Genomic DNA, 20,314 nt, shown 5'->3' on the forward strand with positions numbered 1-20,314 from the left:
GATCACCGGAAAGGACGTCGCCATGTACTACAGCAGCGGAAATTACGAAGCCTTCGCCAGGCCTCGCAAGCCCGAGGGCATAGAGAACAAGACGGCGTTCTTCGTCGGCTCGGGCCTGGCCAGTCTGGCCGGCGCGGCCTTCCTGATCCGCGACGGGCACATGTCCGGCGACAGGATCACCATCCTTGAACGACTGGCGCTGCCGGGTGGCGCGCTGGACGGGATCAAGGATCCGGAGAAGGGTTTCGTGATCCGCGGCGGTCGCGAGATGGAAGAACACTTCGAGTGCCTCTGGGACCTCTATCGCTCGATCCCCTCGCTTGAGGTCGAGGGGGCCAGCGTGCTCGATGAATTCTACTGGCTGGACAAGGACGACCCGAACTTCTCCCTGCAGCGCGCGACCCAGAACCAGGGCCGGCCCATTGAGGATGTCGCTCTCCTCACCCTGAACGACAGGGCGCAGAAGGACCTCATCACCCTCTTCCTGGCGACCCGCGAGGAGATGGAGAACCGGCGCATCAACGAGGTGATGGGCGAGGACTTCCTGAAGAGCAATTTCTGGCTCTACTGGCGCACGATGTTCGCCTTCGAGGAATGGCACTCGGCGCTGGAGATGAAGCTCTATGTCCACCGCTTCATCCACCACATCGGCGGTCTGGCCGATTTCAGCGCCCTGAAGTTCACCCGCCACAATCAGTATGAATCGCTGGTGGAGCCGCTTTACAAGTGGCTGACGGATCACGGCGTCACGTTCCGATACGGCGTGGAGGTCACCGACGTCGACTTCGACATCACGCCCGGGCGTAAACAGGCCACCCGCATCCACTGGCTGCAGGACGGCGCGGTCGGCGGCGTGGATCTTGGCCCCGACGATCTGGTCTTCATGACCATCGGCTCCCTGACCGAGAACTCCGATAATGGCGACCATCACACGCCCGCCCGGCTGAACGAGGGTCCCGCTCCGGCCTGGGATCTCTGGCGCAATATCGCCGCCAAGGACCCCGCCTTCGGTCGCCCGGACGTCTTCGGCGCCCATATCGCCCAGACCAAGTGGGAATCGGCGACGGTCACGACGCTGGACCCCCGCATCCCCGCCTACATCCAGAAGATCGCCAAACGCGACCCCTTCAGCGGCACGGTCGTCACCGGCGGCATCGTCACCGTCAAGGATTCCAGCTGGTTGATGAGCTGGACCGTCAGCCGTCACCCGCACTTCAAGCAACAGCCGAAAGACCAGGTGGTCATCTGGGTCTATTCGCTGTTCGTCGACACCCCCGGGGATTTCGTCAAGAAGCCGATGCAGGACTGCACGGGCGAGGAAATCACCCAGGAATTGCTCTATCACCTCGGCGTGCCGGTCGAGGACATCGCCGACCTGGCCGCGACAGGCGCCAGGGCCGTGCCGGTGATGATGCCCTACATCACGGCCTTCTTCATGCCGCGGCAGGCGGGGGATCGTCCGGACGTCGTGCCCCAGGGCGCGGTCAATTTCGCCTTCATCGGACAGTTCGCCGAGTCGGCCGAGCGCGACTGCATCTTCACCACCGAATATTCGGTGCGCACGCCGATGGAGGCTGTCTATACGCTGCTGAATGTGGAGCGCGGCGTTCCCGAGGTCTTCAACTCGACCTATGACGTGCGCAAGCTGCTGGCCGCCGTCGGGCACGTTCGTGACGGCAAGGCCCTCGATATTCCCGGGCCGGCGTTCATCCGCGATTTTCTGCTGAAGAGGATCGACGCCACCGAGGTCGGCGAGCTTCTTCGGGACGCGCATCTGATTTCACAGTGAGGCAGGCCCCGGCCTCGCCCCTGGCGTCGCGCCAGGGGCGAGGCTTGCGGTCGCCGACGTGAATATCCGCCTGGCCTTGCCGATCCCGGTGGATTGCCGCCGGAGGATGACGACCGGCGTCAGTCGATCGTCGCGCCGGTGGTGCGCATGATCTCGGCGCGCAGTTCGGGCAGGCCCAGGCCCTTTTCCGACGAGGTCAGGGCCACGACCGGGAAGGCGGCGGGGCGTTTGGAGATGGCCTTCAGCGTGGCTTCCTGAACGGCCTCGCCTTCGCCCTTCTTCAGCTTGTCGGCCTTGGTCAGGACGATCTGATAGCTGACGGCGGCGAGGTCCAGGGCGTCCAGCGCCTCCTTGTCCACGCTCTTCAGGCCGTGGCGGCTGTCGATCAGCAGATAGACCCGCTTCAGCGTCACCCGCCCGCGCAGATAGTCGCGACCCAGGTCCTGGAACTTGCGCACCGTCGTCTTGGAAGCCTTGGCCCAGCCGTAGCCGGGCAGGTCGACCAGACGCATCCGGCCGTCCAGGTCGAAGAAGTTGACCTCGCGCGTCCGCCCCGGCTCGTTCGAGGCGCGGGCCAGCTTGTGCATGCCGACCAGGCCGTTGATCAGGCTGGACTTGCCGACGTTCGAGCGGCCGGCGAAGGCGATCTCGGGCAGGTCGGGATCGGGCAGTTGCTCGATCTTGGCGGCGCCCATGATGAAGGTCGCCGGCCGCGCGAACAGGATCCGCGCGGCCTCGATCTCTTCGGGGGTGAACTCGGTTTCGTCGATCACGCGGCCTTCGTCTTCCGGATGCGCGCGATGAAGTCGTCGATCGGGTTCTCGGCCTTGTAGCGGTGCATGATGTAATACTGCTGCAGGATGGTCAGGATGTTCGACCAGGCCCAGTAGACCAGCAGGCCCGCCGCGAAGGGCGCCATGATGAAGGTGAAGACCAGCGGCATGAACTGGAAGATCTGGCGCTGGACCGGATCGGCCGCCGGCGGGTTCATCGCCGTCTGCAGCCACATGGTCAGGCCATAGGCCACCGCCAGCAGACCGATGCCCAGCGGCCCGACCAGCAGCCCGCCCAGCAGGGGCAGGGTCGCCGGATTCCAGGGGATCAGACCGAACAGGTTCCACACCACCGAGGGGTCGCGCGCCGACAGGTCGTGGATGAAGCCCAGGAAGGGCTGGTGCCGCATTTCGATGGTGACGGTCAGCACCTTGTACAGGGCGTAGAAGACCGGGATCTGCAGCACGAGGGGAAGACAGCCGGCGACCGGATTGATCTTCTCCTTCTGGTACAGGGCCATCGTCTCCTGCTGCTGCTTCTGCGGGTCGTCTTTGAACTTCTTCTTGATCTCCTCCATCTTGGGCTGGAGGTTCCGCATCTTGGACATGCTGGCGTAGGCGTTGTTGGCCAGCGGGAACATCACCAGCTTGACGATGACGGTCAGGGCCAGGATGGCGACGCCGAAGCTGCCGACCAGGCCATAGACGTTCTCCAGGATCCAGAAGATCGGGCGCGTCAGGAACCAGAACATGCCCCAGTCGATCGCATAGACGAAACGCGGCAGGTGCAGGGTCTCTTCATAGGTCTTCAGCACCTCGGCCCGCTTGACGCCGGCGAACAGGCGCTGGGTCTCGGTCGCGGTTCCACCGGGCTGGATGGTGCGGGCCGCGCCCAGGATATTGGCTTCCAGCTGCTGGCCGCCGTTGACGTCGCGAACGCGGAATTCGGTCTCGACCGCCTCGTTCTGCTGGGGCAGCAGGGCCGCCAGCCAGTATTTGTCGGTGATGCCCAGCCAGCCGCCGGTCGAGGCGTTCTCGATGCGGGGCTCCTTCAGCCAGTCCTTGTACTTCTTCTGCTCGGTCCGATAGTCGCCCGGCTTGCCGAAGGTGCCGATGGCGCCCTCGTGGACGATATGGGACGAACCGGCCAGCGGCGGCACGCCCTGGCGCTGGACGCTGCCGTAGGGGGCGATGGTGATGGACTGGGTTCCCAGGTTCTGGACCGTGTCCAGGATCGAGAAGACATAGCGATCATCGACCGACACCAGGCGGGTGAAGCGCAGGCCCTGGCCGTTGTCCCAGGTCAGGGTGACGGGCGTCGTCGGGGTCAGGGTCGAGCCGGCGGTCAGGCGCCAGACGGTGTTGGGTCCGGGAACACCGCCGACCACATTGGGGCCGGTCCAGCCGAACTGGGCGAAATAGGCGTTCTGCATGCCCTGCGGGCGGAACAGTTCGACCGGCTCAGGCTTGTCCTGCGTCTCCTTGTAGTCAGTCAGGAACAGGTCGTCGATGCGGCCGCCCTGCAGCGACAGCGACCCCTTCAACGTGCCGGACTGGATCGGCACGCGCGCGGCCGTGCTCAGCGCCTGGCTGCGGTCGGTGACGAAGGTCGGCCCCTGCGGGCTCAGCGCCGTGCGGGCGGCGTTCTCGGCCGTCTGGGACTGTTCAGCCTGGGCCTGCTGCTGGACGGCGCGGCGCTCGGCCTGCGGCCGCAGCACGGCGAACCAGTAGACCCCCAGGATCAGGGCCGAGCACACGATGAAGATGATCGTGTTGCGCGAGTTCTCGTTTGTCATGGATTCGGGCGGTCCTGGCCGGAGGGGGCGCGGGCGGGCGAAGGCCGATCAGCCTTCGGTGTCGCCAGCCTTGTAAGCGTCGATTTCACGTCGTCAAGCAGACGGTCCCACGCGCGCTCGGTCGTGCCCATGCGGGCGATGAAGACATAGTCGCTCCCGGGCAGGCCATGAACGGGCAACATGGCCCGCGCCGCCTCGCGCAGACGGCGTTTGGCGCGGTTGCGCACGACGGCGCCGCCGATCTTGCGGGTGGCGGTGAAACCCACGCCGATATGCGGCGATCCGTCGCCGCGTTCCAGCCTCTGGATCACCACGCCGCCGCGCGCCTCGGAAACGCCTTTGGCGGCCGCCAGGAACTGGGGCCGCCGCAACAGACGTTTGATCTGTAAAGGGTCGCTCATGCGTCCTTGGCTCCGGACGCGAGAGCCGCTTACGCCGTCAGGCGCTTGCGGCCCTTGGCGCGACGGCGCGCAACAATCTTCTGGCCGTTCTTGGTGGCCATCCGGCTGCGGAAGCCGTGACGGCGCTTGCGCACGAGTCGCGACGGCTGATAGGTCCGCTTCACGGTCGGCTCCTGACGTTAAAAGGTTGGGCGACGGGGCAAGAGGCGTCCGTCGCAGGAAGGGCGGGCGTATAAGTCGCATGACCGCGCGAGTCAACGCTCGGTCGGCAATTCGGGAATGACGAGCGTATGGCGAAACGAACGGCGAAGGACTGGGCCCTGCGGTTGGCGCCGCTGGCGGTCATCGCCGGCCTGGTGGTCGTTTTCTTCGCCCTGGGCTGGAACCGCTATCTGTCGATGGATCTGATCCGCGAGCACGGGCTGAACCTTCGGGCCTATGCCCAGGCCCATTGGTGGATCGCCCTGGCCGCCTTCGTCGCCGTCTACGCCGTGGCCACCGCCTCGACCATTCCCGGCCCGGTCTTCCTGACCCTGCTGGGCGGCATGATGTTCGGCCCCTATGTGGGCGCCCTGGCCCAGGCGAGCGGGGCCACCATAGGCTCGGTCGTCATCTATTCCGTCTATCGCACCTCGATCGGCACCTGGCTGCGCGCCAAGTTCGAGGCCGACGCCGGCTTCATGGATCGGGTGGCCAAGGGCATCGACCGCAACGCCTTCACCACCCTGTTCACCCTGCGCGTGATCCCCAGCGTGCCCTTCGTCCTGGTCAACGCCACGGCGGGCATGATGGCGGTGCCGCTGCGGCCCTATGTGATCGCCACCTTCATCGGCCTGCTGCCGTCGACCTTCATCTACACCTGGATCGGATCGCAACTGGGCGGCCTGCTGCGGGCCGGGGTGCGCCCGGACCTGCCGATGCTGCTTCACCAGTTCTTCTGGCCGCTGATGGGGGTGGCCTTCCTGTCCCTGCTGTTGCCCATCGGCATCAAACTGATCCAGATGGTCCGCGCCCGACGTGCGGAGACCGCCCCGACATGAGCCCCCTGTTCGACAAGGCGGCGGCGATGCTGAAACTATCGCCCGAGGCGGTGGAGACCTGGCGCGAGCGTTTGCGGCCCCGCGCGCCGGACGGCCTGTCGGCGCGGCTGCTGCTGCTGACCGTGGCCTTCACCCTGGCGGTCGAGGCCCTGATCATGGGGCCCAACCTGGCCGCCTTCCACGAACGCTGGCTGCGTGACCGGCTGCAGGCGGCCGAACTGGCCTCGGTCGGGGTCGAGGCCCTGCCCTATAGCGCGGTCGAGGACGACACGGCGGCCGAGCTGATGCGGATCGGCGGCGTCCAGGCCGTGGCCCTGACCGAACAGGGGGTGCGGCGGCTGCTGCTCCAGGCCCCCAATCTGCCGCGGGCCCCCGAACTGATCGACCTGCGCCAGCAGAACAGCTGGGCGCGGCTGACCGACCCCTGGCGCACCCTGTTCGGCCATCCGGACCGGTCGCTGCGGGTCCAGGCCAAGCCCCGCTATCGCTCGGGCGACTTCATCGAGATCGTCACCCCGGCCCAGCCGTTGAAGCTGGAACTGAAGTCCTTCCTGCTGAACAGTCTTCTGGTGTCGCTGCTGGTGTCGGTGACGGCGGGCGCCCTGCTGTATGGCGGCCTGGCCCTGCTGGTGCTGCGCCCCCTGCGGCGCGTCACCCGATCAATGGAGCGGTTCGCCGCCGATCCCGAGAGCGAGGCCGAGCCCCCCTCCGACCGGCATGACGAGATCGGCCGGGTCGAGCGCGAACTGTCGCGGATGCAGGAGGAGGTGCGTCAGTCCCTGCGCTCGCGCGCCCGTCTGGTCGCCCTGGGCGAGGCGGTGGCCAAGATCAACCACGACCTGCGCAACATGCTGACCTCGGCCCAGATGGCCTCGGAGCGGCTGGCCACCTCGGCCGACCCCCAGGTGGCCAAGGCCCTGCCCCGGCTGGAGCGGGCGCTGAGCCGCGCCGCCGGTTTGTCGCGCAATGTGCTGGAGTATGGCCGCAGCGAGGAGCCGGCGCCGCAGAAGACCCGCGTGGTCCTGACCAAGGCCCTGACCGTGGCGGCCGAGGACGCGGGGCTGGAGCCGGACGGCGTGCGGCTGGTCAAGCAACTGCCCGCCCGGTTCGCGGTCGAGGCCGACCCGGACCAGCTCTATCGCATACTGGTCAATCTGATGCGCAACGCCCGCCAGGCCATCGAGGCCGACGGGGGACGTCCGCCGGAGCGGCGCGGCCGGGGGGCCGTCACCGTCAGCGCCTTCGGCGAGGACGGGGTCTGCGTGGTCCGCATCGCCGATGACGGGCCGGGCATTCCGCCGCGTCTGGCCGAGCGTCTGTTCGAACCCTTCGTCAGCTCCAAGAGTTCGGACGGATCGGGCCTGGGCCTGACCATATCGCGCGAACTGGCGGCCCTGCACGGCGGCGACCTGAGGCTGGTCCCCGGCGAAGGCGCCAATGAGGGAAGCGGCGCCGTGTTCGAGCTGCGCCTGCCCGCCTAGAGCTTCAGATCCGGCGCCTATTCCAGACCGTCGTCCGAGACGATGAAGGCGCGGTTCGCCGCCTTGGCCTGGGCGGCCAACTCATCCTGCACCAGATGCCAGCGCCGCAGCCGTTCATAGTCGATGGCGTGCTCGGGCGAGGCGTCCAGCCAGTGGCGGAAATCCTCGATCTGCAGCCGCGCGTTCGGCGCGGCCGGATCGGGCAGGGCGGGTACGTTCGGCAGTTGACGCGCGACGTCGGCGGGGATCGGATAGTCTCCGGACGAGGTGCTTAGGATCATGAGGTCTGCTCGGTGTCGGGCTGGGCGATCGGAACGACCGCGACCATGACGTGAAGCGGCCCCGCGCGCCACCTTTTCGTCACGACTGCGTTATTGCGGATCGACGCCGTTACGGCGAAGGTCGGGCGACGAGCCTTGAGCGAAGGATAGCTGCATGACCATCCGAATGTCCCTGTTCGGCGCCCTGCTGGCGACGATCGCCCTGACCGGCGCGGCTCAGGCCCGGACGGCGCCGCAGACGGCCCCGGATCCCTATAGCGCGCCGGACCCCTATCGCGATCAGCGCGCCCTGCCCGACTCCAATGACCCCGCCGCGCGCGAGGCGCTGCTGCGGGCGAAGGGCGAAGCCTACCACCGGGCTGAGGATTCCCGACAGACCGAGGAAGAATTGCGTCTCACCCGAGCGCTGAACGACGAGATCGCCGCCCAGAACGCCCTGGCCGACAAGGCGGACGAGGCCGCCCGGCTGGACTATGACGCCGCCGTGGCCCGTCATCAGATCGAGGTGCGTCAAGCCGAGGAACAGGCGCGAGCCGCCGCCGAGGCGACCCGCGCGGCCCAGGACCAGTACGACCGCGACTATGCGGCCTGGCGCGAACAGGTGCGGCTGTGCCAGTCGGGCTTCCGCGAGGCCTGCACGGCCCGACCCGCCTGGGTCAGGCCGCAGCCGTAGCCAACAGGGCTCAGCCCGCGACCAGGCTCATGTCGCGGCGGGCCATCATCCGGTCGAACTCGGTCCAGACGCCGTCCGAACCGTGCCAATTGCCCTGCGTCGCGGCCTTCGAATATTCGGTGGCGCGCGCCTCGAAGAAGTTGGCGTGTTCGACGCCCGACAGCAGGGACTGCAGCCAGGGCAGCGGGTTTTCCTTGACCCCATAGACTTCCGGCAGCTTCAGCTGGCGCAGGCGCCAGTCGGCGATGAAGCGGATGTACTGTTTGATGTCCTCGGGCGTCATGCCCTGGACCGAGCCCATTTCGAAGGCCAGGTCGATGAACCTGTCCTCCATGTTCACCACGGTCTTGCAGCAGTCGACGATATCGTCGGCCACGGCCTTGGTGACGGCCCCCGTCTCCTTGTTGAAGGCGTGGTAGAGCTTGATGATGCCCTCGCAGTGCAGGCTCTCGTCGCGCACCGACCAGGACACGATCTGGCCCATGCCCTTCATCTTGTTCTGGCGCGGGAAGTTCATCAGCATGGCGAAGCTGGCGAACAGCTGAACCCCTTCCGAGAAGCCGCCGAACATGGCGAGCGTCCGGCAGATGTCGGCGTCTGAATCCACGCCGAACTGGCCCATATAGTCGTGCTTGTCCCGCATGGCCTCATATTCCATGAAGGCGCCGAACTCGCTCTCGGGCATGCCGATGGTCTCGAGCAGCAGGGCGTAGGCCGCGATATGGATGGTCTCCATATTGCCGAAGGCGGCCAGCATCATCTTGATCTCGGTCGGTTTGAACACCCGACCGTAGCGTTCCATGTAGTTGTCCTGAACCTCGATGTCCGCCTGGGTGAAGAAGCGGAAGATCTGGGTCAGCAGGTTGCGTTCGTTGTCGTTCAGGGTCGAGGCCCAGTCCTTGACGTCCTCGCCCAGCGGCACCTCTTCCGGCATCCAGTGGACCTGCTGCTGCTTCTTCCACATGTCGAAGGCCCACGGATAGCGGAACGGCTTGTAGGCGGCGGAGGGGGTCAGAAGACCGGCGCGGTCGGCGCGGATGATCGGGGTGGTGGCGTTCATCGAACTGGACCTGAAAAGAGCGATTCCGGAGAGGGGCTCACCATGCGACTCGGCGTGCCCGGCGCCAAGTCGGAAATCACCTATTTGGTGATCACAAATTGTCCTACCCGCTACATCTTGTGGTTTGGATTGAGGAAACTGGGGACGGGCCTGGGGATGGTCCGCCGCCGGCACGGACCCGACTGGCGCAAAAACAGGGTGACAGGGCGCCAAAGGCGCCAAAAGCGCCAGGCCGGTCACCGGGCGTCCGCCGGGGACGGGGCGCGGCCCGCCCCCGCTCCCGCCTGAGCCGCCTCTTCTTCCGCCTTGATCGCAGCCCTGATCCGGTCCGAGGCGGTCAGCCCGGCGAGGTCGTTCAGGAAGGCGGCGCGGATATGATCGGCCTCGCGGAAGGGCTGGGACTCGTCGTCCAGCCCGGCCCCGGTGCGCTGGGCCAGCTGGACCAGCCGCATCCAGGCGACCGCCTCGGCCGGACGACGCAGGGCCGCCGCCTCGCACGCCTGTTTGAAGGCGTAGCGACGCAGTTCCACCGGAGCGGGATCGACCAGCAGGTCGAACAGGTCGTTTTCGTTGGCCGTAACCATGGCCGCCAGTTCAGGCCGCGCCTGCAAAGCCGCCTGGCGGTCCTGGCCGTCGCGAGTCCAAGCGGGCATGTCGGCCATGGGCCCGATGTCGCGGTCGCAGCGTCGCCAGCCCGCCGCCGCCGCGCGGCGGCGCAGGCTGCGCACGGAGATCCGGTAGCGTTCGGCGACCAGGGCGGCAGGTTCGCCCGCCTGATAGTCGCGGCGGACATGGACCCAGAGGTCGGTTTCGGTGTTCTGTGCATCGGTCATGGGCCGATTGTAGGCACGGTTTCGAACGCGGATATTCAAAGGGCGTTTTTTGGGGGCAAGCCTTTGAAATCCATGCCGCCCGACCGTCAGCAATAAAATTTAGCCTGACATTCAGGAGGGATCGGATGAGTTTCACCGCCCATGGCGCCGCCGGGTCCGGATCGGTTCCGGTCGAGGCGGCCCCTGACCCTGCTGGGCCTACACCGTCATGGCGCATGAAGGTCAGCAAGCAGCATTCCCGGAAGCACAGAATCGGAACATCGCTTTCTCTCGCTCAATTCGGCCTATCAATATGGGAGGGTTCGGCAAAGCGCAGTTTTTATCTTATTGAATAAAAAGGGAAATCTATTTTCTCTTTTTCACTTGTCGAAAGCACTTGCCCCGAAAGATCGATTCGTGGCAACAATCGGCAATGTCCATCACCCGCATCAGAGCCGAAAGGGAAGAAATCGCCCGCCAGCGCGCCGCTTTAGACAAGCGGGACGCGGATCTCGCCGTGGCCGAGAAGGTACTGGTGGAATTGGAAGGCGTGGATGCGTCGAGCGCTCCCGAAGCGCCATACGAGCTAAATCTGTCGCCCCAAGCCACAACGCGCCGTGAGAAGATCATTGAAGCGCTAAAAGGCCCGAAGCTTTGGATGACCTCGGGAGAAATCAACAAAGCCATCTACAAACGGCACGGCGTGATGATCAAGACAACGTCCCTTTACCCCATGCTCACCCTCATGACGAAGGAGGGTGTGCTTATGCGGAGTAAGGACAAATTGGCTCTCGAGAGCCGTATCGGGGAGGGTTCTCAAGTGAACGATTAATGCGAAAAAGCCCGCCATGCGGCGGGCTTCCCCGAAAATAATCGGGCCGGATGACCCAACAAATTCGTCTCTTGACACAGCGAATGTAGGCGAACCCGGCCCCGATTTCAAATTGAAATCCAGAAAGGCTGGAAATGACTACGCACGTCACTAGGCGGCGCAAGAAGCGCTGCCATTTAATCAACTGCCCCTTCCGATGCCCTCAAAGGTACCGGAGGCCAAAGCCGAGGCCTCATCCCCGGCGATAGTAGCTAGTCCGTCGAGGCCGCCAGATCCTTACTCGGACCTGGCGATTTCCCCGAGACCCGCTTTGCCTTGTCTAGCTGTACACAACCAGGCTCAGTCAACCGTCGCGGAAACGGGTGGCCGGCTAGATCGTCAAGGCCGCGCTTGCTTCTACAAGGTCGCGCCGAAGATGGCGGAGGTGGTGAAGCGGGTGGACGAACTGCGGGAACTCAAGGCCTTCGGGGCGAAACGGTTTCCGTTCGACGCCGGCTGATCGAGGGTCACGCTCACCTCCCCGTCGGCGAAGGCCGGCGGGGAGGACAGGCGGGAGCGTCAGCGAACGCCAGGTGGGGGCGACTCGGTGTCTGACGCTCTTGAGGTCATCGTCGCCGTCGGAGTCGCCCCCTCCTGGTCGCAAGCGCGACCTGTCCTCCCCACGCGCCTTCGCGCGCGGAGAGGTGAGCCGGCCTTTACCTGCTCATCGTGAAGACAATAGATTTTCTGCACCCTGCCCTCAGCAAACATGGCCCCTTCCGCGCATTGACCCGCCGCATCTTCGCCCTGATATGGCCATGACCGCGAGGCGCTCCCCCTGACCGCGCGGTCGGAGACGACGATGTCCAAAGTCCTGACAAAGGCCGGCCCTTATCGGCGCGGCGGACGATGTAGCGGCTGAAGCCGCCCGATCCGTCACATCCAGCCCCCTAGGCCGGACGTCGAAGACGCCGGCTCCGCGCGCCTAGACGCGCCAAGAACAATCATCAGGAAATCTCTCAAATGCGCACCGCCTTCCGAGCCGCCTCGCCGGCGCTTCTCGCCACCGTCTCCGCCGTCGCCCTGCTGAGCGCCGCGCCCGCCTTCGCTCAAGACGCCGCCGTCGATGAGGCCGCGACCGTGGACGAGATCGTCGTCACCGGCACCCGCGTGGCCAATCGCTCGCGTCTCGACACCCTGGCGCCGGTCGACGTGGTCACGGCCCAGAGCCTGCAGAACCGGGGGACGACCGAGTTCGCGACGGCCCTGGCCCAGTCCGTGCCGTCCCTGACCTTCCCGCGCCCCTCGGCCAATGACGGCAGCGACTCGATCCGGCCGGCGACCCTGCGCGGCCTGTCGCCCGACCAGACCCTGGTCCTGGTCAACGGCACGCGCCGCCACGCCTCGGCCCTGGTCAACACCAACGGCGTCGTCGGCCGCGGCTCGGCCGCCGTGGATCTGAACGCCATTCCGACCGCGGCCCTGGACCGGGTCGAGGTGCTGCGCGACGGGGCCTCGGCCCAGTACGGCTCGGACGCCATCGCCGGGGTGGTGAACCTGCGGCTGAAGGCGGCCTCCAGCGGCGGCGGGGCCAGCGTCACCTATGGCCAGTATCTGACCACGGTGAAGACCGCGCGCGGCGAGCGCGACGAGGAGGACGGCGCCACCACCACCGCCTCGGCCTGGCAGGGGTTCGCCCTGGGCGACGACGGCTTCCTGACCCTGTCGGCGGAATATCTGAACCGCGAGTCGACCAACCGCTCGGACTATGATCCCCGCGCGGCCGCCAATGGCGCCGTCACCGCCCGGTTCGGCGATCCGGACGTCGAGCAGTGGACCGTCTTCGCCAACGCCGGCAAGGGTCTGGGGAACGGCTGGGAGGCCTATGGCTGGGCCGGTTATCAGGACCGCGACAGCTCCGGCGCCGCCTTCCCGCGCCTGTCGGACAACGTCAACAATGTCGCGGCCCTCTATCCGAACGGCTTCCTGCCCAAGGTGGCGGTCAATTCGCAGGACGCCTCCCTGGCCGGGGGCCTGCGCGGCGTCATCGCCGGATGGGACGCCGACGTCAGCCTGGTCTATGGCCGCAACGCCCTGGATTTCCGCACCGAGGATTCGCTGAATTCGACCTATGGCGCCGCGTCGCTGACCAGTTTCGATTCCGGCAGCCTGATCTATGACCAGTTGGTGCTGGGGGCCGACTTCAGCCGGCAGTTCGAGGCCGGCCTGTCAGGCGGGCCGCTGAACCTGGCCTGGGGCCTGGAGCAACGCTGGGAGAATTATCAGATCGAGGCGGGCCAGCCGGAAAGCTACAACCGCGGGCCGCTGGGGTCGAACACGGCCCTGTCGGGCGGGGCCCAGGGCTTCCCCGGCTTCCAGCCGTCGAACGAAGTCGACGTCGATCGCGATAATTTCGCCGCCTATGCCGATATCGAACTGCCGATCACCGAGAAACTGACCCTGGCCGGGGCGGTGCGGTTCGAGGACTATTCCGACTTCGGCGACACCCAGACGGGCAAGCTGTCGGGCCGGTATGACTTCACGCCCAACTTCGCCCTGCGCGGCTCGGTCTCGACCGGCTTCCGCGCCCCGTCGCTGCAGCAGTCCTATTTCACCTCGACCTCGTCGGTGATCCAGGACGGGGCGGTGGTGGAGACCGGGACCTTCCCGTCGGTCAGCCCGGTGGGGACGGCCCTGGGCGGACGGCCGCTGAAGCCCGAGACTTCGACCAACTATTCGCTGGGCGCCGTGGTGCGGCTGGGGGCCTTCGACCTGACGGTGGACGCCTACAAGATCGAAATCGAGGACCAGATCGTCCTGTCCGAGCTGATCCGCGACCCCGCCCTGCTGACCCCGCTGGGGGTCCAGGCGGCGCGCTTCTTCCTGAACGGGGTCTCGACCACGACGGAAGGGGTGGACGTGGTCGGCCGCTATCGCCTGCCGACCGAGACCGTCGGCGATTTCGACTTCACCGTGGCGGCCAACTTCAACGACGTGTCGCTGGACACCGACCTGGCGCCCGGCCTGTTCGGCCGCCAGCGGATCCTGACGATCGAGGAGGGCACGCCGGACGTGAAGGTCTCGGCCGGCGCCGACTGGCGGCTGCAGAAATGGGGCGCCAGCCTGCGGGCCACCTATTACGGCGACGTGCTGCAACCGGGGTCGGTCGCGGCCAACGACTATCGCACCGGCGAGAAGACGGTGATCGATCTGGAGGGCCGGTATCAGCTGACCGACCGGGTCGGGCTGGCGGTCGGGGCGGATAATGTCTTCGACGAATATCCGGAGGCGACGCCGGCGTCGCTGAACTCGAACGGGGTGCTGGGCTACCCCTACAACTCGCCGTTCGGCTTCAACGGGCGGTTCGTCTATGCGCGGGTCAACCTGACCTGGTAGGCGGCTTTATGCAGCTCGGACGTCGTCGATCCTGTGTTCGGCGGCGTCCATGGCCTGGTCCATGGCGGCGTAGAGCCGGGCCTGGGTGACGGGCTTGGCCACATGAGCGTCCATGCCGGCTGACAGGCAGCGCGCCACGTCCTCGGGCATGGCCTCGGCGGTCACGGCCAGGATGGCGGTTCCGGCCGCCGGCCCCTCCAGCGCGCGTATGGCCCGGGTGGCGGCGACGCCGTCCATCACCGGCATGCGGATGTCCATCAGCACCAGGTCGAAATCGCCCGTCCGCACGGCCTCGACCGCCTCGCGCCCGTCGCAGGCCTCGGCGGTCTCGCAGTCGACGGCCTGCAGCATGATCCGCAGCAGATCGCGGTTGGCGGGATGGTCATCGACGACCAGGACCCGCATGCGTCGCGCCTCCAGCAGCGGCGTCTCGACCGCAGGGGCGGCCGCGGCCGCCACGGCCTTGGCCGGGATTTCCACCGTGAATGTCGTCCCCCTGTGGGGCGTGCTTTCGACGGTCACGGTTCCGCCCAGCCGGTCGATGTGGTTCTTGGCCAGGGCCAGACCGACGCCGGCCCCCTCATGGGCGCGGCTGGTGGTGGCGTCCGCCTGTTCGAACAGGCTGAAGATTCCGGCGAGAACCTCCTCGGTCATGCCGCAACCGGTGTCATTGATCGCGAAACGCAGTCGGTCGCCCACCCGCTCCACCCCGATGCGCACCCCGCCCTTGCCGGTGAACTTCACGGCGTTGCTGCCCAGGTGGTGCAGAATCTGACGCAGGCGTCGCCCGTCGGTCAGGACCAAGCCTTCCGTACCGGGAGCGAAGCCTACAGCGAAGTTCAGGCCCCGGACGGCGGCCCATTCGCGCGCCGGCCCGACGGCCTCGTCGATCAGGGTGGAGAGGTCCTCCGGCTTCAGGTCGAGCGCAGAACAGCCGTTCGACACCTCCAGCAAATCCTCGATCAGGCGCAGCATGGCCTCGCCGCACTGATGCACGGCCTCGACCTGACGTCGGCCCTCGGCGTCCAGTTCGGGATGTCGCGACAGCAGATCCGCATAGCCGGTGATCCCGGTCAGGGGCGTGCGCATCTCGTGGCTCATCATGGCCAGGAACCGGGACTTGGCCGCGTCCGCCTGTTCAGCGCGTTTCAAGGCGGCCAAGGCGGCTTCGGTGCGCACGTTCAGGCGGGCGACCAGACGACGCCGTTCGGTCGACAGGGCGGTGATCGGCAGGGCCGTGATCACCACGGTCAGGAGAAACAGATGAAGCACGTTCATCTGCCGCATGACGGCGGGAACCCCCTCCAGAGCCGGGTCGAAGGCCAGCCGGGTCAGAATCACGGGTCCATGGCCGGTGACGGTGGCGCCGGCCCCGATGACCGCGACCAGGATCACCGCCCCCGCCGTCCACGGCGGGGACAGGCGGAAGGCCAGCAGGATCAACGGCGGGAAGATGATGAACAGAATGGGCGCCTGATTCTGACCGAAGGCCCACAGGGCTGCAACGGCCACCAGGCTCATCAGAATGACGAACTCGGAGCGCGACGCCAGGGCGTCCTTGCGGAAGCGGTGATTGCGCGCGACCAGCAACAGGGTCGGCGCGACGATCATCATCGCCAGCAGTTCCATGTCGAACAGGTGGCGCATGCGGAAGCCGAGGCTTTCCAGCGGCGGCCGCCCGGCGATGACCGCGATCAGGCCCGCCAGCAGGGTGGTCACGGCGACGGCCGGAACCGCTGCCCCGACGGCGAACCGGAACAGGCGAAGCGGACGCCGCATATCGAGGGCCGCCCCGCAAAGGCGACGCGCCAGCAGGGTGGCGATCCCCACCTGCAGCAGGTTCAGGGCGACATTGGTGATCGCGAACAGAAGGATGTCGCCCCGGACGATATTGCTGGCCAGATTGATCAGGACGCAGCCGACCATGACCCCCATGGCCTTGTCCCGGCGCAACTGCAGCACCGCCGCCAGCAGCACGGCGTTGGCGGGCCACATCACGGTGGCGTGCAGGGCCGCGATGCTCCACTGGCCCAGCAACTGACTGGCGATGAACAGCAATACGTAGAGCCAGGGCGGCGGGCCTGCCTCCCGACCGGCGTCATGGCGGAAAAACCGCCAGCGCCCACGCCCCAGACTCGATCTGCTCCGACCCATACCGGCAGGCTGGGCCAAAGCCCTTAGAATTCCATTGTTTAAAATCTAGGTAGAATTGCGCACCCCGAGGATCCCGACAAGTAACGGCCAAGGTTCAGGCGTTTTCAGAGATCCGCCCGCTCTTTCCCCCGTTGCAGTTCGGCGGCGGCAAGCCTTATCGTGTTCTGGGTCTGGCGCGGGAACGGCTTGCCGGCGCCCTTGTCGGAACAATTGTGCGGCGACCTGCCGCCTTCGAGGCCCGCGCCGAGGCCTTCGGCAAGAGCATGGAAGCCATGTCCGCCGAGATGGAGGCCGCCGCGACCCAGGCGGACAAGGCCAAGGCCGCGACCGACCTCGCGGCCATCCAGGCGCGTTACGATTCGGAGGCCGCGTCCTTCGCCGCCGAGGTTCAGACCTTCGCCGTCGCCCAGGGCGCGCCGGCCGAACAGGTCGCTGCGGCTGTGGAGCAGATCAAGTCCGTTCCGGCCATGGTCCGCGCCGAGATCGCCGCGAAGACCGCCCCTGCGCCGCAGTAGCGCCGCGTCTTACCGCGATTTCACTTGAGGCGGGGCGGCCTTGGGCGGAGTTTGCACGGGTCATCAACGGGGAAGCTCCCATGATCCGCGCGCTCAGCCTGACGGCCGCCCTGGCCCTTCTGCCCCTCTCCTCGGCGCTCGCCCAGAATGCGGCGTCCCAGAATGCGGCGTCCCAGGCGGCGCCGGCCCGGGGCGTGGCTCACGATCCCGACTCCGCCGAAGCGCGGCTCGAAGCCGCCGCCGACGCCTTTGAGGCGCGGATGGAGGCTTTCGGCAAACGGGCCGAGGCCATTTCCGAAGACCCGAATCTGAGCGAGAGCGCCCGCGGCCAGAGCATCGCCGCCCTCTGGTCCGCCTATGCGCCGGACGTCGCCGCCTTCACCGCCGAAGCCACCCGACACGCGTCCGAACTGGCCGCCGAGGCGTTGAAGGACATCGACGTCGACGCCCTGGTCGAAGACGCCCTGAACGACCCCGAGGTCAAACGCGCGATGGAAGAGGGGATGCAACAGGGCGTCGCCGCCGGAACCGGCATCGCCCGCAACAGCGCCTGGACCAATCCCGATCCCGAACAGATGGTGACCTATGGTCTGATCGCCCAGTACGCGATGGACCAGGCGGCGGACGCCGTGGTCGCGGAGGAAGAGGCGGAGGATGTGGCGCCCATCGCGCCGCCTGAACCGCCGCAAGCCCCCCAGCCGCCGGCGACCTGACCCGGTTTCGCCGTCCGCGTCTGATGAAGGCGTCGCCCGGCCTTGACCGCCGCCGCCATTACAGCGACATCGCGCCGCATGTCCGCCCTGCCCGTCGATCCGCACCTCTATTCGACCTTTCTGGGGGTGATGGTGGTGATGGCCATCACACCGGGCCCCGCCAATCTGTTCGCGGTCGCGACCGGGGTGGAGAAGGGCCGCGCCTCGGCCTTGGTCGGGGTGGTGGGCATGAACTGCGCCACCCTGGTCTGGTTCGCCGCCGCCGCCCTGGGGCTGGGCGCCCTGGTCAAGGCCTTTCCCGACGCCTTTCACCTGATCGCCATAGGGGGAGCCCTCTATGTCGCCTGGCTGGGGATCAAGGCCCTGCGCGGCGCCTGGCGCGACGCCGCCCCCGCCGACCCCCAGCAGCCCGATCACGCCGTCGCGGTGCGCAAGGGCCGCAGCGCCTTCGTCGACGGTTTCGCGGTCCAGATCGCCAACCCCAAGGCCATCCTGTTCTTCACCGCCGTCCTGCCGCCGTTTCTGGACGTCGAGCGGCCCGTCGCGCCGCAGCTGGCCCTGTTCGCCCTGGCCGTCATCGGCATGGATATGATGTCGATGAGCGCCTACGCCCTGTCCGGCGCCGCCTTGTCGCAGCGCATGCAGCAACCCCGGTTCCGGCGCGGTTTCGGCCTGTTCGTCGGCGTCCTTTTGCTGACGGCGGCGGTACTGATCGTATTGCGGCTCTAGACGCAGCCCGGCTTCGTCCTAGATTGGTGGGGAACATGGCCGTTCATGCGCCGTTCAGCCGCCAGCGCGCCCGAATGGGCGATCAAGGAGTCGATTCATGAAAGCCCTATCCAGAAAGACGCCGGCGCTCAGAGCCCTGGCGATGACGGCTGTCGCGGGACTGGCCCTGGCCGCCTGCGCCACCGCCACCCCCTATCAACCCGCCGGCTTCAACGGCGAACGCGGCGGCTATGCCGAACAGCGGGTCGAGAACAACCGCTATCGCGTCAGCTTCGCCGGAAACTCGGTGACCTCGCGCGAACAGGTCGAGATGTCCCTGCTGCTGCGTTCGGCCGAACTGACGGTCGAGAGCGGCTATGACTGGTTCGCCACCGTGAACCGCGCCACCGACCGCGACACCCGCTACGTCACCACGCCGGACCCCTTCTACAGCCGCTACAACAGCTTCTACGGCCCCTACTGGGGTCCGTCCTGGCGCTATTACCGCGGCGGTTTCTGGAGCCCCTGGGACAGCTGGAGCAACGACTTCGACACGCGTCAGATCGACCGCTACGAAGCCAACGCCGAGATCATCATGGGCCGCGGTCCCAAGCCCGCCGGCGACCCCAACGCCTTCGACGCCCGCGAAGTGGTCCAGAACCTGTCCTCGCGCGTCACCCGGCCGCCGCTGCGCTGAGGCGCAGACGAGCGCAAAAAAGGAAAGGCCCGGAACTGCGGTTCCGGGCCTTTGTCGTTTCAGGGCGCGCCCGACTATTTCATGGCCGCCAGGGCGTGGCCGGCGATCAGGGCGTCGGCCAGGCCGTGCGGATTGCGGACATTGAAGTTCTCGGTCGTCACCACCACGACCGTGTCCAGGTCCGGAACGATCACCACCTTGTTGCCGCCGGTCCCCGCCATCGCCCAGGCCGGATGCGGCCTTCCCCCGACCTGATAGGTCGGCAGCCAGACCAGATAGCCATAGTCGCCCCGTTCGGGATCGACCGTGGAATGCGGGGCGGTCATGGCCTTCGCAAAGGCCTCCGGCAGGACTTGGCGCCCGTCCCAACGCCCCTGGTTCAGCAACAGCTGGCCCAGGGTCAGCAGGTCGCGGCTGCGCAGGCCCAGGCCGCCGCCGCCCTGGGCCAGGCCCAGGGGCGAGGTCTGCCACTGCTCGCCCTCGATCCCCAGCGGACCGAACAGGGCGTCGCGCGCAAAGGCCTGAAGCGGTTCGCCCGTCGCCGCCTGGACCACGGCGCCCAGGGTGGTCACGCCGGCGGTGCAATAGCTGAAGGCCCGGCCATAGGGCTGGTCCTCGGGCTTGGGAATCCAGGCCGGAAAGCCCCGGATCGGCAGGTCCAGGGCGAACTTGACCCAGTCCTCGATCAGATACATCCGCTCCTCGTTGCCGCGCGAGAAGGAATTGTCGTCGTCGCATTCCAGCAGCGAACTCATGGTCAGCAGGTCCTCGACCGTGATCGCGGCCTTGCGCGGGTCGGGATTGTCGAACGGCCCATGGTCGGCGACGAAGGGCAGGATCGGGGCGTCGACGCTGGCGATGTCGCCGCGCGCGACGGCGGCGCCGACCAGCATGGCGGTGACGGTCTTGGTCACGGAGCGGGTGTTGCGCCGGCTCTCACGGCCCGCTTCATCGAAATAGACCTCGTGCACCAGCCGGCCGTGGCGGGCGATCAGGACGCTGGTGATCTTCTGGAAGGTCCCGGCGCGGACGGCGGCGTCCATGGCCGCCAGCCCCTCGGCCGAGACCCCCTGGCTTTCAGGCGCGGCGACGGGCCAGGCCGGATCGGCCGCGACGGGGGACGAGACGAGAGCGAGCCCGAGGGCCGCGACAAGCAGGGAACGCATGACAATCCTTGAGAGAGGCGAGACCCGAGGTGTGGCAGGATGCGCGCG

19 protein-coding genes are annotated in these 20,314 nt (G+C 67.1%); 10 read left to right on the forward strand and 9 right to left on the reverse strand.

Annotation, left to right across the window (positions count from 1 at the left end):
• Positions 1 to 22 precede the first annotated feature (22 nt).
• Positions 23 to 1,789, forward strand: coding sequence for an oleate hydratase (locus tag GYM46_RS06750; RefSeq protein WP_008261590.1), 1,767 nt, complete (start codon positions 23 to 25; stop codon positions 1,787 to 1,789).
• A gap of 119 nt (positions 1,790 to 1,908) precedes the next feature.
• On the opposite strand, the gene yihA is transcribed toward GYM46_RS06750, so the two are convergent.
• The 4 genes from yihA to rpmH are packed head-to-tail and all read right to left on the reverse strand — an operon-like array spanning position 1,909 to position 4,923.
• Entirely contained in the window at positions 1,909 to 2,562 is a 654-nt protein-coding gene (gene yihA / locus GYM46_RS06755) for a ribosome biogenesis GTP-binding protein YihA/YsxC (protein ID WP_008261159.1), read from the reverse strand.
• A complete protein-coding gene (gene yidC / locus GYM46_RS06760; RefSeq protein ID WP_008264320.1) occupies positions 2,559 to 4,358 on the reverse strand; it encodes a membrane protein insertase YidC in 1,800 nt (599 codons plus the stop codon). Before yidC ends, yihA begins: the two co-directional genes overlap by 4 nt.
• Complete coding sequence (gene rnpA / locus GYM46_RS06765; protein ID WP_008262129.1) at positions 4,355 to 4,759, reverse strand: ribonuclease P protein component; 405 nt, start codon at positions 4,757 to 4,759, stop codon at positions 4,355 to 4,357. The genes yidC and rnpA overlap by 4 nt, the downstream gene beginning before the upstream one ends.
• Positions 4,760 to 4,788: 29 nt before the next feature.
• The gene (rpmH, locus tag GYM46_RS06770; RefSeq protein WP_003164000.1) at positions 4,789 to 4,923 is read right to left on the reverse strand and encodes a 50S ribosomal protein L34; all 135 of its coding nucleotides are present in this window, start codon (positions 4,921 to 4,923) and stop codon (positions 4,789 to 4,791) included.
• Positions 4,924 to 5,049: 126 nt separating this feature from the next.
• Here rpmH and GYM46_RS06775 point away from each other — a divergent pair, with 126 nt between their 5' ends.
• A complete protein-coding gene (locus tag GYM46_RS06775) occupies positions 5,050 to 5,799 on the forward strand; it encodes a TVP38/TMEM64 family protein (RefSeq protein WP_008261615.1) in 750 nt (249 codons plus the stop codon).
• Positions 5,796 to 7,280, forward strand: coding sequence for a sensor histidine kinase (locus GYM46_RS06780; RefSeq protein ID WP_008262244.1), 1,485 nt, complete (start codon positions 5,796 to 5,798; stop codon positions 7,278 to 7,280). Before GYM46_RS06775 ends, GYM46_RS06780 begins: the two co-directional genes overlap by 4 nt.
• A gap of 17 nt (positions 7,281 to 7,297) precedes the next feature.
• Here the strand turns inward: GYM46_RS06780 and GYM46_RS06785 are convergent, their stop codons facing one another.
• Entirely contained in the window at positions 7,298 to 7,561 is a 264-nt protein-coding gene (locus GYM46_RS06785) for a hypothetical protein (RefSeq protein WP_008261527.1), read from the reverse strand.
• A 154-nt stretch (positions 7,562 to 7,715) separates the two neighbouring features.
• Between GYM46_RS06785 and GYM46_RS06790 the strand changes: the two genes are divergently transcribed.
• Complete coding sequence (locus tag GYM46_RS06790) at positions 7,716 to 8,234, forward strand: hypothetical protein (protein WP_008263711.1); 519 nt, start codon at positions 7,716 to 7,718, stop codon at positions 8,232 to 8,234.
• 10 nt (positions 8,235 to 8,244) lie between these two features.
• Here GYM46_RS06790 and GYM46_RS06795 read toward each other — a convergent pair whose 3' ends face one another.
• Both GYM46_RS06795 and GYM46_RS06800 read right to left on the reverse strand, forming a co-directional pair.
• Positions 8,245 to 9,294 (reverse strand): ribonucleotide-diphosphate reductase subunit beta, encoded by a 1,050-nt coding sequence (locus tag GYM46_RS06795; protein ID WP_008259844.1) that lies wholly within the window; start codon positions 9,292 to 9,294, stop codon positions 8,245 to 8,247.
• A gap of 236 nt (positions 9,295 to 9,530) precedes the next feature.
• Positions 9,531 to 10,127 (reverse strand): hypothetical protein, encoded by a 597-nt coding sequence (locus GYM46_RS06800; protein WP_008260819.1) that lies wholly within the window; start codon positions 10,125 to 10,127, stop codon positions 9,531 to 9,533.
• A 412-nt stretch (positions 10,128 to 10,539) separates the two neighbouring features.
• On the opposite strand from GYM46_RS06800, the gene GYM46_RS06805 reads away from it, so the two are divergent.
• Positions 10,540 to 10,938, forward strand: coding sequence for a hypothetical protein (locus GYM46_RS06805; protein ID WP_040349177.1), 399 nt, complete (start codon positions 10,540 to 10,542; stop codon positions 10,936 to 10,938).
• 1,002 nt (positions 10,939 to 11,940) lie between these two features.
• Positions 11,941 to 14,313, forward strand: a complete 2,373-nt coding sequence (locus tag GYM46_RS06810) for a TonB-dependent receptor plug domain-containing protein (RefSeq protein ID WP_008259734.1) — start codon at positions 11,941 to 11,943, stop codon at positions 14,311 to 14,313.
• A 6-nt stretch (positions 14,314 to 14,319) separates the two neighbouring features.
• Here GYM46_RS06810 and GYM46_RS06815 read toward each other — a convergent pair whose 3' ends face one another.
• Positions 14,320 to 16,371 (reverse strand): response regulator, encoded by a 2,052-nt coding sequence (locus GYM46_RS06815; protein ID WP_008261684.1) that lies wholly within the window; start codon positions 16,369 to 16,371, stop codon positions 14,320 to 14,322.
• A gap of 308 nt (positions 16,372 to 16,679) precedes the next feature.
• Between GYM46_RS06815 and GYM46_RS06820 the strand changes: the two genes are divergently transcribed.
• The 4 genes from GYM46_RS06820 to GYM46_RS06835 all read left to right on the forward strand — a co-directional run bounded on the left by GYM46_RS06820 (position 16,680) and on the right by GYM46_RS06835 (position 19,100).
• Entirely contained in the window at positions 16,680 to 16,982 is a 303-nt protein-coding gene (locus GYM46_RS06820; RefSeq protein ID WP_155988117.1) for a hypothetical protein, read from the forward strand.
• Between the two features lie 80 nt (positions 16,983 to 17,062).
• On the forward strand, positions 17,063 to 17,695 hold the full coding sequence (locus GYM46_RS06825; RefSeq protein WP_008261259.1) for a hypothetical protein: 633 nt from the start codon (positions 17,063 to 17,065) through the stop codon (positions 17,693 to 17,695).
• A 78-nt stretch (positions 17,696 to 17,773) separates the two neighbouring features.
• Positions 17,774 to 18,424, forward strand: coding sequence for a LysE family translocator (locus GYM46_RS06830; protein ID WP_035307645.1), 651 nt, complete (start codon positions 17,774 to 17,776; stop codon positions 18,422 to 18,424).
• A gap of 97 nt (positions 18,425 to 18,521) precedes the next feature.
• On the forward strand, positions 18,522 to 19,100 hold the full coding sequence (locus GYM46_RS06835; protein ID WP_008260529.1) for a CC0125/CC1285 family lipoprotein: 579 nt from the start codon (positions 18,522 to 18,524) through the stop codon (positions 19,098 to 19,100).
• Positions 19,101 to 19,174: 74 nt separating this feature from the next.
• Here GYM46_RS06835 and GYM46_RS06840 read toward each other — a convergent pair whose 3' ends face one another.
• Positions 19,175 to 20,266, reverse strand: a complete 1,092-nt coding sequence (locus GYM46_RS06840; RefSeq protein ID WP_008258862.1) for a serine hydrolase domain-containing protein — start codon at positions 20,264 to 20,266, stop codon at positions 19,175 to 19,177.
• Between the last annotated feature and the right edge of the window lie 48 nt (positions 20,267 to 20,314).

It is taken from the genome of Brevundimonas mediterranea (assembly GCF_011064825.1).
In the GTDB taxonomy this organism is placed as follows: domain Bacteria; phylum Pseudomonadota; class Alphaproteobacteria; order Caulobacterales; family Caulobacteraceae; genus Brevundimonas; species Brevundimonas mediterranea_A.

Bases quoted from the DNA above. Each gene is read 5' to 3' on its own strand.
- yidC (WP_008264320.1), bottom strand. From the start codon at position 4,358: ATGACAAACGAGAACTCGCGCAACACGATCATCTTCATCGTGTGCTCG.
- GYM46_RS06835 (WP_008260529.1), top strand. From the start codon at position 18,522: ATGAAAGCCCTATCCAGAAAGACGCCGGCGCTCAGAGCCCTGGCGATG.
- GYM46_RS06830 (WP_035307645.1), top strand. From the start codon at position 17,774: ATGTCCGCCCTGCCCGTCGATCCGCACCTCTATTCGACCTTTCTGGGG.
- GYM46_RS06780 (WP_008262244.1), top strand. From the start codon at position 5,796: ATGAGCCCCCTGTTCGACAAGGCGGCGGCGATGCTGAAACTATCGCCC.
- GYM46_RS06805 (WP_040349177.1), top strand. From the start codon at position 10,540: ATGTCCATCACCCGCATCAGAGCCGAAAGGGAAGAAATCGCCCGCCAG.
- GYM46_RS06785 (WP_008261527.1), bottom strand. From the start codon at position 7,561: ATGATCCTAAGCACCTCGTCCGGAGACTATCCGATCCCCGCCGACGTC.
- GYM46_RS06775 (WP_008261615.1), top strand. From the start codon at position 5,050: ATGGCGAAACGAACGGCGAAGGACTGGGCCCTGCGGTTGGCGCCGCTG.
- GYM46_RS06825 (WP_008261259.1), top strand. From the start codon at position 17,063: ATGATCCGCGCGCTCAGCCTGACGGCCGCCCTGGCCCTTCTGCCCCTC.
- GYM46_RS06840 (WP_008258862.1), bottom strand. From the start codon at position 20,266: ATGCGTTCCCTGCTTGTCGCGGCCCTCGGGCTCGCTCTCGTCTCGTCC.
- GYM46_RS06795 (WP_008259844.1), bottom strand. From the start codon at position 9,294: ATGAACGCCACCACCCCGATCATCCGCGCCGACCGCGCCGGTCTTCTG.
- GYM46_RS06800 (WP_008260819.1), bottom strand. From the start codon at position 10,127: ATGACCGATGCACAGAACACCGAAACCGACCTCTGGGTCCATGTCCGC.
- GYM46_RS06810 (WP_008259734.1), top strand. From the start codon at position 11,941: ATGCGCACCGCCTTCCGAGCCGCCTCGCCGGCGCTTCTCGCCACCGTC.
- GYM46_RS06750 (WP_008261590.1), top strand. From the start codon at position 23: ATGTACTACAGCAGCGGAAATTACGAAGCCTTCGCCAGGCCTCGCAAG.
- rnpA (WP_008262129.1), bottom strand. From the start codon at position 4,759: ATGAGCGACCCTTTACAGATCAAACGTCTGTTGCGGCGGCCCCAGTTC.
- GYM46_RS06790 (WP_008263711.1), top strand. From the start codon at position 7,716: ATGACCATCCGAATGTCCCTGTTCGGCGCCCTGCTGGCGACGATCGCC.